Genomic DNA, 15,671 nt, shown 5'->3' with positions numbered 1-15,671 from the left:
ATTGTGCTATAATTCTGAAAAACACTAAGAAGGGGAAACCGTGTTCAAATTTGATACGGAAGAAAGGTACGATGAAACAGGAAAAAGTAACATTCATTCATTCAATTTCAGCGAAAATTACTTTGCTGGCGGTTTTTATTGTTGTTGTGTCTCTTGTAGGGAGTGTGATCAATGCCAGTTCAAAATCGAGGAAAGTTGTTGAAAACGTAAATTCAAATTATATTCTGAGTCTTGCAGAGATGGGAGCACAGACGATCGGGAATATTCCGGCAGATATTGCAACAGATGAAGAATATTCGAAAATCATAAGTGAGATCAACATGACAGGAGTAGAGAGTGCATATGCATATCTGGTATCAGAAGATGGTACGATGATCTATCATCCGACCGCAGATAAGATTGGGCAGCCAGTTGAAAACACTGTGGTTAAAGAGGTGGTATCACAGCTTGCGTCCGGAACTGTTCCGGAGGATGCTGTTGTTGAATATGAATTTAATGGCGGAATCAAGTATGCCGGATATGCGCTGACACCAGACCATATGATCGTGGTTGTAACTGCTGACAAAGATGAGATTGTAAAACCGGTTAATCAGATGATCTGGTTTATGAGTATAACAGCAGGAATTACACTTGTTGTCTGTGTGATTATTGGATATCTGTTAAGCCGCTTCATCTGTACACCACTGGAACATCTGACAGAGATTATCAAAAATACTGCAGATCTGAATTTCAGTCATAATGCAAAGAGTGACGGTTTATGTAAAAGAACAGACGAAACCGGTTTTATGGCGCGGGAACTCCGTGCTATGAGAAGAAATCTGCGTGAAATGGTTGCAAATATTGACACAGCAAGCCAGCAGATTACCGGAAATGTAGATGGATTAAAACAGGTAACTGAGACGGTGGATCACATGTGCTCAGATAACTCCGCAACCAGCCAGCAGCTTGCAGCGGGTATGCAGGAGACTGCAGCAACGACTGTAAATATCAATGAAAATGTCGGCACCATGAAAGAGGAAGCTGACAGACTTACAGAAATGGCTGAAAAAGGTGCAGATGTTTCCAATGAGGTTATGGACAGAGCAAAGAATCTGTGTAATAAGACAGTAACTGCAAGTAACCGTACCATGGAAATGTATACGAATGTGAAAGAAAAATCCGAAAAGGCGATCGAGGGATCAAAGGCAGTTGAAAAGATCAATGAGCTGACTAACACCATTATGGAAATTTCTTCCCAGACCGGACTTTTAGCATTGAATGCAAGTATTGAGGCTGCGAGAGCCGGAGAAGCAGGACGTGGATTTGCAGTTGTTGCAACAGAGATCGGAAGTCTTGCAGACCAGACCTCAAAAGCAATCGCAGATATCGGTAATATTGTAAAGGCTGTCAATGAAGCAGTTGGTAATATGACAGAGTGCTTAAGTGAGACAACCGGATTTTTGGAGACGACCGTACTTGAAGATTATAAAGAATTTGAACAGGTAGGTGCCCAGTATCAGGATGATGCAGATGTATTCAAGTCCAACATGAATCAGGTAAAAGATTCTATGCTGCAGCTCTCGGATTTGATCGAGTCGATCGCACAGGCATTAAGCGGTATCAACGATACTGTGGGAGAAGCAGCAGTCGGTGTATCCGATATTGCGTCAAAGACAAGCGGTATGGTGGAGAAAACAGGTGCTACACATGATATGGTATCTGAGTGTTACTCCTGTGCAGACGAGCTCCGTGAGATCGTTGGCAAATTTGTTTTAAGATAGGCGAATCCGTTGTCATGAATTATGGCCTGTCCTCATAAGATGTGGTAATCACAGATTATGAGGGCAGGCTTTTTTGAATTCATAGGAAATTATGTCCTATGAATTCAAAAGCCCTCCGCCGGGATATCTGTGTGAAAGTATGCGGTAGGGAGGCTATGATGCAGGAGAAGTCAAAGGAACAGGGAAATGGGCAGAAGCGGGGATACAACCTGTTGGATAAGGAAGAACAGAAATCGATGCTGTCGTGTTTTGTGGAACAGCTTTGCGATCCGCTTATTTTTATTTTGTTTGCGGCTGCGGCAATATCCCTGCTGCTGCGGGAATATGGAGATATGTGCATTATACTTGCAGTAGTACTGTTAAATGCCGTGGTCGGAGTGATCCAGGAGGGAAAGGCGAAACGGGCGTTAGAGGCGTTGGAAAAAATGACAAGCCCGCATGCCCTGATCCATGATGAGGATGGAATCCGGGAGATTCCTGCTGCTGATCTGATTCCCGGGGATATTGTCTGTCTTGAGGCAGGGCGGCAGGTACCGGCAGATATCCGGATCATATCAGCGGTTAATTTAAAAATCGAGGAGTCGGCGCTGACGGGAGAATCTGTCCCGGTCTCAAAAAATACGACCGATCAGAACGAGGCATATATGACCACAAATGTCACATACGGCCGTGGGGAGGGGATCGTCACTGCAATCGGGATGGATACGAAAATAGGCGGTATCGCAAAATTGCTTTCCGGGACAAAAACGGAACTGACACCGCTGCAGAAAAGACTTGCGGATCTTGGGAAAATTCTTGGTACAGTTTCCGTTTTTTTGTGTATCCTGCTGTTTGTGATGGCGGTTTTGCAGAGACGCAATGTCGCAGAAATGCTGATCACCGCGATATCACTGGCGGTCGCAGCAGTCCCGGAAGGACTGCCGGCGATCGTTACGATGGTACTGGGACTTTCGGTATCACGCATGGTAAAGGTCAATACGATTGTGAAAAGACTGCCGAGTGTGGAAACCTTAGGCTGTGTGAGTGTGGTATGTTCGGATAAGACGGGAACGCTGACGCAGAACCGTATGACGGTGACGAAATGTTATACGGATGGGAAAATCTGTGAGCCAAAGCGGTTAAACCGCAGAAAAGACCGGTATTTTCTGGAGGGATATGCACTTTGTAACGATGCGTCCATCCGTGGAGAGCGGATCGGCGATCCGACAGAACTTGCGCTGCTCGATATGGCGGCAGGGTTTGAGATACAAAGAGAGCGTTTAGAAGAAAGTTTTCCGAGAACGCAGGAGATCGCATTTGACTCTGAACGGAAAATGATGACAACTCTGCATCGTGGGGAAAAAGAAAATGTTTCTTATACCAAAGGCTCACCGGATGAAATTTTAGAGCGCTCTGCATTTCTGCTGGAAGGTGGCGGGCGGATTCCAATGACGCCGGAGAAACGCAGAGAGATCGATCAGGTGATCCATGCGTTTACCGGGGAGGCACTCCGGGTACTGGCACTTGGAATGAGAAATCCGGCCTCCGGTTTAAAGGAAAACGGGTTAACGTTTATCGGGTTTGTCGGAATGGCAGATCCCATACGCCCGGAGGCAGAGGATGCTGTGCAGGAATTTTACCGTGCGGGTGTAAAGACGGTCATGATCACGGGGGACCGGATCGACACGGCGTTTGCGATTGCGAAAGAACTGCACATTGCGTCGGAAGAAAACGAATGCATTTCCGGGGAGGAATTAATGGAAATGACGGATGAAATGCTCGCGGAGAAGATAAAAAAGGTGCGTGTATTTGCACATGTCTCACCGGAGCACAAAGTGCGTATCGTGGCGGCATGCAAGAAAAACGGAGAGATTACTGCGATGACGGGAGATGGCGTCAATGATGCGCCGTCCCTAAAAGCAGCGGATGTCGGGATCGCCATGGGAAAGGCGGGAACGGATGTGGCAAAAAATGCGGCGGATATCGTGCTGACGGATGATAATTTTGCAACGATCGCAAAGGCCATCGCGCAGGGAAGATGCATTTATGAAAATATCCGTAAATCCGTGATATTTCTGCTCTCCTCTAATTTTGGGGAGATCATAACAATGCTTGTGTCTGTGGCGTGCGGTTTTGCGGCACCGTTAAAATCAAGCCACATTCTCTGGATCAACCTGATCACAGATTCCCTTCCGGCGCTTGCACTTGGTGTGGATGAGGAAGAAAATAAAAGCTATATGGACAGACCACCGCGTGGAAAAGATGAGAGCCTGTTTGCGGGCGGTGGATTAAACTGTACCTGCTTTTATGGAGCGCTGATCGCATTGATCAGTATGGTGGCATTTTTGCAGCTCCCGGTGGGGATTCTGCTCCGGGCGGGAAATCAGATCACACCGGCTGCGATAAGGACACTGCTTGTGGACACGGAGCTTTTAAACCGCTGTCAGACCTATGCATTTACAGTGCTTGGAATGTCACAGCTGTTTCATGCGATCGGCATGCGTGATGTTGAAACGTCATTGTTCCGGATGAATCACCTGGAAAACCGGTTGATGATCGCTGCGTTTGTGATCGGGATGGGACTGCAGCTGCTTGTGACGGAGGTACCTTATTTTGTCGTTCTGTTTGGAACCTGCAGACTGACACTGCTTGAATGGGTAAAACTGTTAGTGCTTGCATCCATGCCTTTGTTTGCACATGAACTGTTAGTATTCGGAAGCTGTCTGGGTGAAAAGGAAAATAGGGAAAATAGAAAAGAAGCAACAGGGCAGGCTGTCTCATCCGGCGGGCGCTGGAGCTAAAAAAAACATTCATTTTTTGCGGGGGGTGTGATATAATGAGATGTCCGTAAGTTTTGGGCAGGTTTTTGCAGGAAAGGATATTGGAAAATTATGGAAGAGAAAATGACAATGGAAATCACGAACGACAGACTTGAGGAGGCTATTAAGGAATATGCCGCAGACCGGACCAAAGAACGTCTTACCACGGTTCTTAATCTGCTCCGTCCGACAAAGCTGTTTGTACCGGCGATGTTGCAGGCACCGGATCGCCCGATTCCATGTTTTTTAAAGAATAGTAATGAAGAGCAGTTTTTGGTTGTATATACGTCAAAAGAGCAGATTCCGGAGGAGCCAAAGAGCCAGGCGATGCTTAATATGCCATTCCCGGCATGTAATAATATCGTTGTAAAACCGGAGTTAAAACTTGCAGGAATGGTGATCAATCCGTTTTCTGATAACCTCGTATTAAAGACAGAGCTTGTACAGAAGTTACATGAGGCTGATGAGCAGGCAGCAAAACGTGCAGCGCAGATGAAACAGGTGAAGATGACACCGGCACAGTTCCAGGTATTTGTAAAACGCCAGGTTGAGTTTGGCGTATTACCGAAGCGTCTGTTTACCGAGAAACAGGAGTTCATGAACAAACTGTGTGATGAAAAAGAGGCTTTTATCAATGAGATTTTTGCAGGCGTGTTCAAGGAGCCGAAGTTAAATCCATACACCGAGAATGATTATTCCGTTATGGCACTTGACATTGCAGAGGATCTGACATTAGTCCGTGTGGATCTCCCGGAAAAAGGGTTAGTTCCACCACTCTGCTACCGTATTTATCTGACGATCAATCCAAAAACCGGAAAAGCAGGTTACTATACGATTGAAATGTCCAAAGAAAAGGATGTCCGTATGCTGGGCGAATTTTTAGAGGATGGAAAACATATCGATCACGGTGTTGCACCGGTAGAAGGCGCTGAACTTCAGAAGATCATGGATCTTGCCAGAGGCGAAGGTGCAGAGATGACAAGTTAGGAACAAAAATAGCACAATTATAAGGAAATAATAAAGTTCGGGTGTCAAAAGGTGGTTCACAACTTTTGACACCCGAATTGTCTTTAGTTGTGCTGGATAATATCTGCGTACTGTCCGCGAGTCACTTTTAAGAGTGCATCCGGGTTGACCGTAATGGAAGTGCCGACACGTCCGCCACTGATATAAATCTTATCAAAGGATGCAGCACTTTCATGTACTACCGTCGGGAACTGCTTTTTCATGCCAAGCGGAGAGCAGCCGCCGCGCACATATCCGGTAAGTGGTGTCAGATCTTTTACATGAAGCATTTCGAGTGATTTCTCACCGACACATTTTGCTGCTGCTTTCAGATCGACTTCCTCTGCGATCGGTACGACAAAAACATAATACTGTCTGTTCCCGCCGGCGGCAGCCTTGCCGGACATAACGAGCGTTTTAAACGACTGTTCTACTGGAGCACCGGTCTTTTCTGCGGTATGTAGACCGTCTATAAATTCATCACACTCATAATTGATAATTTCATAAGGTATTTTATTGCGGTCTAAAATGCGCATGGCATTTGTTTTTACTTCTTTTCCCATAGAGAAAACTCCTTTCATGAATGAACTGCGCTCATTGTAACACCACAGCAAAAAATAGACAACTGAAACAGAATGTATGTTTACGAAAAAATAAAAAAATGTTATTCTAATAGGGGAAATTAAGGCAATATATGAGGTGAATTAAAATGCGCCACATATAAGAACATGTGTGGCGGGAAATGAGGCAGAGTATGAAAGATTTTTTTAAGAGAGTAAAGGCGGATGCAATAATGTCAGCAGTTTTATGCATCGCATTGGGCGTGGTTCTGATCGTATGGCCGGGAGAGACGATCAATATCGTATGTAAAGTGCTTGCCGCAGGACTTATCATTCTTGGAGGGGTAGAACTGTTTTCCTATATTACCAATAGAAACGGTTATATGTTCACCGGAATCCTTGGGCTGATCGTGCTGATCGTCGGTGTATGGATCTTCTTAAAACCGAGCAGTATCGTGAGCCTGGTACCGATCGTGATCGGTGTGATACTTGCTGTTCACGGTGTGCAGGATGTGAAAATGGCGTTAGAATCAAAGAATGGCGGATATGACAGATGGTGGATTATGCTGATCATTGCCATTATCAGTATTGCATTTGGCGTGCTCTGCATTGTCAATGCGTTTGGCATGGTCAAACTTGCCATGCAGTTTGTAGGAGCAGCCCTGATCTATGATGGAATCAGTGATCTGTGGGTTGTGACAAAGACGGTGCGGACGGTGAAAGATATGGAGCAGGAAGCGAAAGCAGTCGACGTAGATTATAAAGAAATCGATTAAGTGATTAAGCGGAAAGAAAGAGAAACAGATATAAAAAGTGTCCCTGAAAATCTGGATAAAAGATTTTCAGGGACACTTTTTTGGTTCGTGATAATAGAATATTTGAGCAAGCTGCATCTGATTGCCCAGACTGCGCTATACTGTAATTTTACCTTCATTGATAAGCCGGATAAATACGTTGACTAATTCCGGATCAAACTGTGTTCCACTGTTTTTTTTCAGTTCACTGATAGCATAGGAGACAGAGAGCGGCTTTTTGTATGGACGTCTGGCAGTCATGGCATCAAAACAATCGGCGATGGTAAGTATTCTTGCCATATAAGGAATATCCTCACCGGCAAGACCACGCGGATATCCCGTGCCATCATACCGTTCGTGATGACCAAGTACTGCAGGAATTACATAATCCATATGCGGCAGATAACGGATCATTTTTGTGGAGTTTTCAACATGTGTCTTCATGATCTCATATTCTTCCGGTGTCAGCTGCGAGGTTTTCTGTAAAATGCGTTCCGGAATACTGATTTTTCCGATGTCATGCAGCATACCGGCATCACGCACAAGTTCGATGTCATTTTCACTCATGCCAAGATCTCTGGCTAAGATCACAGCATATTTCGACACATTCATGGAATGGATAAATGTGTAGCTGTCCTTGGCATCGATCGCAGCGGTCAGTGCATAGATGGTAGGCGCAACACGTTCGTATGCAGTTCTTAAGTTCGAATCGGTGGAACGTGTCTCAAGACCGGTCCGGTAAACGGTAAGGTGACCTTTGCCCCCTAGTTTACCATAATAGATCGCCTGTTCTGCATTATGGAGCAGTGTTTTCGCATCTGGAGAAATAGATGGAAAAGTGGATATACCACAGGTAATGCTTGTGTCCCACACGGTATCGTTTTTGCTCCGCAGACTGATGATATTATGGATGATCTCATTAGCAAGTGCACCTGCACTGGTGGGATCATCCCCTTGTGTCAGTATCATAAAAACATCTGTACCATAACGGAATGCGAGGTCAGACGGGCTGATCTTTGAAAGGATTGCCTGTGCACAGAGCGTGATCAGATTATCTCCTTCCGTGGCACCGTAAAGCTCATTGTAGAGCTTGAAATCATCAATGTCGAGCAGGATCAGACTGATCGGGGTATCCGTCGAACAGGCATCTTTGATACATTCAAAGGCATGTTTTCTGTTATATAAGGAAGTAAGACTGTCTGTGATCGAAGCATGGTAAGCATTATAATACAGGTTGGCGTTGCGCAGAAGATACGCAGCATAGTAACAGATACGGTCGAGACAGACAAGTTCCTCTTCGGTGTAGATGCGGTCCGCATCGTCAGCAATATACAAAAGACCAATGACAGCCTGCTGATAACGGATCGCCTTAATTGCGTGAATATTTTGCTGTGCGAGCCAGCGGCTCTGCCGGGGAGTTAACAGAGGATTGTCCGTAAGAAAATCTGATCCTGTTACAAGAAAACCTTTTTGGTGCAGTATCTCTTCGAGAAATGCGTCAGAAGGAACGGAGTAATCTTTTTCAAAGAAAATATCTCCCCATCTGCGTACAGTGTAAAAGGAACGTCTGGTGTTTAAATTCTGTGTTAGTAAAAGTCCCTGGGGATTCAGCATCAAAATGAGAGAATCTATCAGGATATTGTAAATTTCATCAGTATTTAAAGTGCGGATCGCAGACGACAGGAAATTTTCCAGAATCGTATCTTTGTGTTCTGACAACATATGGTAAGGAGCCTCCGGAAGTGATTTTTCTTGAGAATGTAGCAATATTATACTATAATGCTTTTGATGTGACAATGGTGCTTTTGATATATTCATTGCAGAAGAAAGACGAGGAAAGAAAATGAGACGCGAAGAGTTTAAAATGGAGCGTACGGGATTACTTGAAGTTGGAGATGTTTTGCCGATCACAGAGGGAAAACTTCCGGGTTCCTATTATTATACACTTGGGAAAGCATATGCAATGTCTGCTAACTATGCGGTAAGTGAACGGATCAAATCAGGGGAAGGAAAGGTTGTGGATGTCAAAGAAACTCCAAAAGGGTACTTTGTGACAGTTGAATTTGACGAATAAATGTTATAAAATAAAGGTACTGTAATTTGAAAGGAAACGTACATGCGCTATATACCGACAAGCAGGTTAAAGCCGGGAATGGCTCTTGGACAGGATATTTATGATGGAGCGGGAAGACTGCTTCTTGCAAAGCATCTGCTTCTGACGTCAGAATATATATCCAACCTGGAGTTTCTCGGATATCCTGGAATATACATAGATGATGAATTTACATGCGGGATTGAGATACAGCAGGTGCTCACGCCGCAGGTGCGCTGTCATGCATTGAAGCTGATACATGATCTGTTTGATTTTGATACGGATGAAAGTGAATTGCCGGTAGATGAAGTAAAATTGCGTATGACTGTGAAAAATGTTGTGGAAGACATCTTGAAAAATGGCGATGTAATGTTTAATATGATGGACATCCGCAACTATGACGAATATATTTATTACCATTCCGTAAATGTCGGTGTGCTTTCGATCATGGTGGGTGCAAGATACGGATTGGAGCGAAGCAAATTATACGATCTTGGAGTTGCAGCAATGCTGCATGATATAGGAAAGAAGTTTTTACCGGAAGAAATTGCCAACGGAAAATGGCCGCTTGAAGGGGCTGAACGGGAAGCGTGGAAGAGTCATCCGAAACTTGGTGCTGAATATTTAAGGACATCCTACCATTTTCCGGCCGTTGTTTCTGCCGGAGTCATGATGCATCATGAATGGTATAACGGTGAGGGTTATCCGATCGGAAAATCCGGAGATGATATCCCGTTATATGCGAGGATCATTAAAGTCACGGACAGTTATGATGCGATGATCTCGAAACGTCCCGGCAGAGAACAGCTCTCGCCGGCGGATGCAATCGAATATATGATGGCGATGGCGGGAGCAGAATTTGCCCCGAAGTTAGTCAATATATTTTTACGCAGAATGGCGGTATATCCGATTGGATGTGAAGTATTGCTGTCGAACGGGCAGCATGGTATTGTGGCGAAGAATTTCAGGGACTTTTCGTTAAGACCGCTGGTACGGATCGTGGAGACGGGCGGGATGCTCAATCTGCGGGATGATCCGGAAGGACTTAGCATTACCATTGGAAGAATGATTATGTAAGAAAACTTTGAGGGAGATATGACTGGACAGGGAAAGAGCGCGATAGATACGCTTTTGGCAGAAAGTTTTAAAGAGCTTGCATTAAAACATCCGATCGAGAAGATTACGATCAAAGAGATTACAGATAAGGCAGGCGTGATACGGCCGACATTTTATAACCATTTTCAGGACAAATACGAACTTTTGGAGTGGATCATAGATACACAGCTGATCGCTCCGGCAGAGCCGCTGATACAAAACGGAATGGTAAATGAGGCACTGGTACTTTTGTTTTCCAACATTGAAAAAGAAAAGGAGTTTTATCAGAAGGCGAGCCGTCTGGAGGGACAAAATTCGTTTGAGAGCATTGCACAATCCTGTATTATGAAAGTGTTCCTGCGGGTGTTTGAACGTTCGGCAGCCACGAAGAAACCAAAGTATGTCTGGCTGACACCGGAACGTATTGCTGCGTATTATGCACAGTCCATGTGCTATATTGTCATGAACTGGATTCAGTCCGGGATGACGATCTCAGCGAGGGAGTTAGCAGAGATCTATGATTACATCATAAAGAGATCCATGGAAGATATTTTAGCGGAACTTTAACCTTTGTTCCATATATACAATCAGAATCAAATGTTAACTTTAATATACATTTTGGGCAATTTGTATAATAAGATACTACAGAGAAATTAGATTGAATCTTTTCAGATTCAGTCTTTTTTTTTACACTAAAAGAAATTGTGGCAGGGAGAAATGTATGCCACAGGAAAATAAAAAGAAAGAAAGAGTGAAAAAGATGATTAAGTTTGGAAAATGGGTAGTGAAATTCCGTATTCCGATTCTGATCCTGAGTTTTCTGTTATTGATACCTACCGGGATCATCTACATGAATACGCGAATCAATTACGATATCCTCTCATATCTCCCGGGAGATATTGAGACGATGAAAGGACAGGATATCCTGTTAGATGAGTTTGGAACAGGTGCTTTTTCCGTGGCGGTCATAGACGGCATGCAGGAAAAAGAGATTTCACAGTTAGAAGATAAGCTAAAAGAGATCGATCATGTGAAAGATGTTTTATGGTATGGCGCACTCGCTGATATCTCAATCCCGATGGATATGCTGCCGGATGATTTAAAAGATTCCCTGCAGAATGCAGACACAGGCAGCCAGCTTATGATCATTACATTTGACACGTCCATGTCAGCAGATGAAACACTTGATGCCATCGAGGAGATACGGGGACTGACCAATGAACAGTGTCTTTTGAGCGGTATGTCCGCAGTCGTTACCGATATCAAAAAGATCTGTAACAGTGAGGTCATCATGTATGTTGTGATCGCAGCAGGATTATCCGCACTGGTGCTTGCACTTACGATGGACTCATTCCTTTTACCGTTTATCTTCCTTCTGAGTATCGGTATGGCAATCGTATATAACCTTGGAACGAACTTTATTGCCGGAGAGATTTCCTTCGTTACACAGGCACTTGCAGCGGTATTGCAGCTTGCAGTTACGATGGACTATTCCATTTTCTTATGGCACAGCTACCTGGAAAATCAGGAGCGTTATCCGGATGACAAGAAACGTGCGATGTCCCATGCAATCTCACAGACGTTAACTTCCGTAGTCGGAAGTTCCATTACAACGATCGCCGGATTCCTTGCAATGTGTTTCATGACATTTACACTTGGTATGGATCTTGGTATTGTTATGGCAAAAGGTGTTGTATTTGGTGTTGTCGGTTGTGTTACAATTCTTCCTGCCATGATCCTTGCAATGGATAAATGGATTGAAAAGACAAGGCACAAAGCCATCATACCGGATCTTGGACGTATCGGTGGATTTGTGACAAAACATTACTGGATTTTCATTATTTTATTTTTAGTGATCATTGGTCCTGCTTTCTACGGACAGAATCACAATCAGGTATATTACGATCTGGTAGGAACTCTTCCGGATAACTTAGAGAGTGTAAAAGCAGGAAATGCACTGGAAAATGATTTTGATATGGGTGCAACTCATGTGATCCTTGCAAGCAGTGAGCTGAATTCCAAAGATGCAAGAAATATGGAAAATGAGATCTCTGATGTAGACGGTGTCAAACTGGCATTGGGACTTGATTCCGTTATGGGACCGACCGTACCAAAAGACATGATCCCGGATGATATCAAGGAAATGCTTGATAATGGAAAATATCAGATGATCTATGTGATGTCTGAATACAAGACCGGATCGGATGAAGTAAATGCACAGTGTGATGCAATCCGTGATATCATTAAAAAATACGATGACAGTGCAATGTTAATTGGTGAGGCTCCATGTACGGAGGATCTGATCACCATTACGAATACAGACTTTAATACGGTAAATGCAGTTTCGATTATTTTGATCTTCATTATCATTGCATTTGTATTAAAATCAATTTCATTACCGGTCATCCTTGTTATGGTCATTGAATTTGCAATCTTCATCAACATGGGTATTCCGCATTATACCGGAACGGTTCTTCCGTTTATCGCTTCGATCGTAATTGGAACGATCCAGCTTGGTGCAACCGTTGACTATGCAATTCTTATGACCAACAAATATAAGAGAGCAAGAAACCACGGAGCAGAAAAACGTGATGCAGTAAGAACCGCATTAGACAGTTCACTGCAGTCTGTCATTGTCAGTGCGTTAAGTTTCTTTGCGGCAACATTTGGTGTAGGAATTTATTCCAGTATCGATATGATCAGTTCCCTGTGTATGCTTCTTGCAAGAGGTGCCCTGATCAGTCTGGTCGTCGTAGCATTTATTCTGCCGGCAATGTTTATGGTATTTGATAAATTGATCTGTGCAACAAGTGCAGGTTTTCGTTACAAAAAAGATGCATCAGTTCAGTAAATAGGAGGGAAAAAAGATGAAATTACCGGAATTAAAGAAAAAGTTTACAAAGAAATATGTGATTCGTATTATCGCAGGTGTGCTGGTTGTCGGAATGGTTGGAACAGGAGTTTCCACCGCAAACGTTTTTGCAGCAAAAGCAGCAAAGGAGAGCACTGAGAGTGTTGAGAGCACAGAGAGTACCGAAAAAGACAACAAAAAATCAGATACAAAAGATTCCGATGCTGAGAGCAAATTAAAAGATGCGTTAGATGACAGCATCAAGTTCAGCGAGAAAGAGATCGGCAAGGAAGAAACCGTATATGTCCTTGCAGACAGTACCGGAAAAGAGCGCAAAGTGATCGTTTCCGATCATCTGATCAATGATGGAAATAAAGATACCATCGAAGATGCTTCAGACTTAAAGGACATCGAAAATGTAAAAGGTGATGAGACATTCAAACAGGATGGCAGCAAACTGACCTGGCAGGCAGACGGCAACGATATTTATTATCAGGGAACCTCCACAAAAGAGACACCGGTATCCCAGACAATTACCTATTCTTTGGATGGTAAGGAAGTAAAGCCGGAAGAACTTGCAGGAAAATCAGGAAAAGTAACGATCCGTTTTGATTACACCAACAATGAGACGGTAAAAACAAAGATCGACGGAAAAGAGGAAGAAATCTATGTCCCATTTGCTGCGATCAGCGGAATGGTATTAGATGACAGCTTTTCTAATGTAAAAGTTACCAATGGTAAAGTAATCTCCGATGGCAAAAATAATATTGTAGTCGGATATGCACTTCCGGGATTAAAAGAGAGCTTAGATGTGGATGATTCTGATTTTGACGGAGATGTATCGATCCCGGATTACGTGGAAGTAACTGCAGATGTGGAGAATTTCTCATTAAGCACCACAATGACAGTTGTGATGAATGCAACAAACTTTATCAGCAAAGACGGAGATGCAGATCTTTCTGAAGTTGATGATATGTTAGATACTTTAACAGATGCAACAGATCAGTTAAAAGATGGTTCCGGTGAGCTCGCAGACGGTGTAGATACTTTAAAATCCAAGATGGGTGAGTTTAAAGACGGTGTCGGAACATTAAAGAACGGTATCAAAGATTATACGGATGGAGCTTCTACTTTATCCACAGGAATCGGAACATTAAAGAGTGGTGTGGATACCTTAGCAGGAAGTGTACCAACACTGATCAGTGGTGTGGGAACCTTAAAAGATGGTTCAGCAAGTGCAGCAAAAGGAGCATCTTCCTTAAAAGACGGAGCAGGAACCTTAAAGAAAGGTGCAAAAGATGTATCTACCGGAGCGAATACACTTTCCAATGGTGTGAAAGATCTTTCTACCGGAGCAAATACCTTATCAGGCGGAGCAAGTGATCTCTCCACCGGAGCAGATACGTTATCTGCCGGAGCAACATCTCTTTCCGATGGTGCTAATACGTTATCGAGTGGAGCAGCCAGCTTAAATGATGGGGTGCAGTCGATTGCAACAAATATGAAAACGTTAGTTAGTGGAACACAGAGTGTATCGGATGGAGCGGCTCAGTTAAATACAGGCGTGGGAACATTGATCGGAACGTTGAACAAGATGGGAACTGACCTTGCAGAGACGAAAGCATCAATTGGTGAGATATCGGAAGACACAGCAAATAATGCGGTTCTGCAGTATGCATCACTGCAGAACGCATTAATACAGGGTATTGTTGCTGAGACAAAAGGTGACACAACCGCAGCGAACGATATTTATGCACAGGTAGTTTCGCAGATTGGCGGAACAATAGGAGTTGATTCAATTAGTGATGTAGCAGGGGCATCTGCTGCGATTCAAAAAATATCTTCTTTAATTTCGCAAACGAGTCTAAAAGTTGGTGAAGGTGTAGGTATGATAGGTGTAATTGACACAGTGTCGAGAAAACTTACGGAACCGGATACACAGGAGCAGATTACTAAACTTCAGCAGGGAGCGGCATCTCTTGCAGAGGGAGCAGGAAAAGTAGCACAGGGAGCAAGCCAGCTTTCCACCGGAGCAGATGCAGCAGCAGCCGGTTCTGCCCAGGTAGCACAAGGAGCAGCAGACCTTGCAACCGGAGCCGGAACCTTAAAGACGGGAGCAGCCGATCTTGCAACGGGAGCTGGAACCCTGAAAAAAGGAGCATCTGACCTTGCAACCGGAGCAACCAAGTTAAAGAAAGGAGCCGGAGATCTTGCAACGGGAGCTGGAAAAGTGGCAGACGGAGCATCTACACTGCACAAAGGAGCATCTGATCTTTCCGATGGTTTAAATACCTTAGACGGTGGTATCGGACAGTTAAAAGAGAAAGCCGGATCCCTTTCTACCGGAGCTGACCAGTTAAAGAGCGGTACAGACCAGCTTGCAACCGGAGCATCCACACTTGTTTCAAATAACCAGAAGTTAAACGATGGTGCAGGTACTTTAAGTGATGGTACCGATGCGATCATTGATGGTGTTGGAGAACTTTCTGACGGAGCGCATCAGCTTGCAGATGGAATCACTGAGTTCAGCGAGGATGGAATCGATGAGATCATCAATTCCTACAATGGCGATATCGAGCCGCTTGTTGACCGTATCCAGGCTGTATTAGATGCCGGTGCTGATTACCAGACTTATACTGACATTGCAGATGGCGTGAACGGAAGTGTTAAATTTATTATCAAAACGGATGCGGTAAAAGCAGAAGACTAAAGAACC

General features: G+C 44.0%; 11 protein-coding genes. 9 read left to right on the top strand and 2 right to left on the bottom strand.

Annotation, left to right across the window (positions count from 1 at the left end; genetic code table 11):
• The first annotated feature begins 71 nt into the window (after positions 1–71).
• The 3 genes from RIL182_RS17315 to RIL182_RS17305 all read left to right on the top strand — a co-directional run bounded on the left by RIL182_RS17315 (position 72) and on the right by RIL182_RS17305 (position 5,545).
• Positions 72–1,760 (top strand): methyl-accepting chemotaxis protein, encoded by a 1,689-nt coding sequence (locus tag RIL182_RS17315; protein WP_015522161.1) that lies wholly within the window; start codon positions 72–74, stop codon positions 1,758–1,760.
• Positions 1,761–1,858: 98 nt separating this feature from the next.
• Positions 1,859–4,540, top strand: coding sequence for a cation-translocating P-type ATPase (locus tag RIL182_RS17310; protein WP_134523423.1), 2,682 nt, complete (start codon positions 1,859–1,861; stop codon positions 4,538–4,540).
• A 90-nt stretch (positions 4,541–4,630) separates the two neighbouring features.
• Positions 4,631–5,545 (top strand): SseB family protein, encoded by a 915-nt coding sequence (locus RIL182_RS17305; RefSeq protein WP_006856339.1) that lies wholly within the window; start codon positions 4,631–4,633, stop codon positions 5,543–5,545.
• An 83-nt stretch (positions 5,546–5,628) separates the two neighbouring features.
• On the opposite strand, the gene ybaK is transcribed toward RIL182_RS17305, so the two are convergent.
• Complete coding sequence (gene ybaK / locus RIL182_RS17300) at positions 5,629–6,126, bottom strand: Cys-tRNA(Pro) deacylase (RefSeq protein WP_044998769.1); 498 nt, start codon at positions 6,124–6,126, stop codon at positions 5,629–5,631.
• Between the two features lie 191 nt (positions 6,127–6,317).
• Here ybaK and RIL182_RS17295 point away from each other — a divergent pair, with 191 nt between their 5' ends.
• Positions 6,318–6,899, top strand: a complete 582-nt coding sequence (locus RIL182_RS17295) for an HdeD family acid-resistance protein (protein WP_015522165.1) — start codon at positions 6,318–6,320, stop codon at positions 6,897–6,899.
• Positions 6,900–7,034: 135 nt separating this feature from the next.
• On the opposite strand, the gene RIL182_RS17290 is transcribed toward RIL182_RS17295, so the two are convergent.
• Positions 7,035–8,639, bottom strand: coding sequence for a bifunctional diguanylate cyclase/phosphohydrolase (locus RIL182_RS17290; protein ID WP_242655505.1), 1,605 nt, complete (start codon positions 8,637–8,639; stop codon positions 7,035–7,037).
• 121 nt (positions 8,640–8,760) lie between these two features.
• Here RIL182_RS17290 and RIL182_RS17285 point away from each other — a divergent pair, with 121 nt between their 5' ends.
• The 5 genes from RIL182_RS17285 to RIL182_RS17265 all read left to right on the top strand — a co-directional run bounded on the left by RIL182_RS17285 (position 8,761) and on the right by RIL182_RS17265 (position 15,665).
• A complete protein-coding gene (locus tag RIL182_RS17285; RefSeq protein ID WP_006856343.1) occupies positions 8,761–8,991 on the top strand; it encodes a hypothetical protein in 231 nt (76 codons plus the stop codon).
• Between the two features lie 42 nt (positions 8,992–9,033).
• Entirely contained in the window at positions 9,034–10,086 is a 1,053-nt protein-coding gene (locus RIL182_RS17280) for an HD-GYP domain-containing protein (RefSeq protein WP_022113317.1), read from the top strand.
• Between the two features lie 18 nt (positions 10,087–10,104).
• Complete coding sequence (locus tag RIL182_RS17275) at positions 10,105–10,671, top strand: TetR/AcrR family transcriptional regulator C-terminal domain-containing protein (protein ID WP_006856345.1); 567 nt, start codon at positions 10,105–10,107, stop codon at positions 10,669–10,671.
• A 154-nt stretch (positions 10,672–10,825) separates the two neighbouring features.
• Positions 10,826–12,955, top strand: coding sequence for an efflux RND transporter permease subunit (locus RIL182_RS17270; RefSeq protein WP_006856346.1), 2,130 nt, complete (start codon positions 10,826–10,828; stop codon positions 12,953–12,955).
• A gap of 16 nt (positions 12,956–12,971) precedes the next feature.
• A complete protein-coding gene (locus RIL182_RS17265) occupies positions 12,972–15,665 on the top strand; it encodes a YhgE/Pip domain-containing protein (RefSeq protein ID WP_006856347.1) in 2,694 nt (897 codons plus the stop codon).
• Positions 15,666–15,671 lie beyond the last annotated feature (6 nt).

Source organism: Roseburia intestinalis L1-82 (assembly GCF_900537995.1).
GTDB classification, from domain to species: domain Bacteria; phylum Bacillota; class Clostridia; order Lachnospirales; family Lachnospiraceae; genus Roseburia; species Roseburia intestinalis.
The sequence above is the reverse complement of the archived record's forward strand: the minus strand, read 5'-3'. Positions and strand labels throughout refer to the sequence as shown.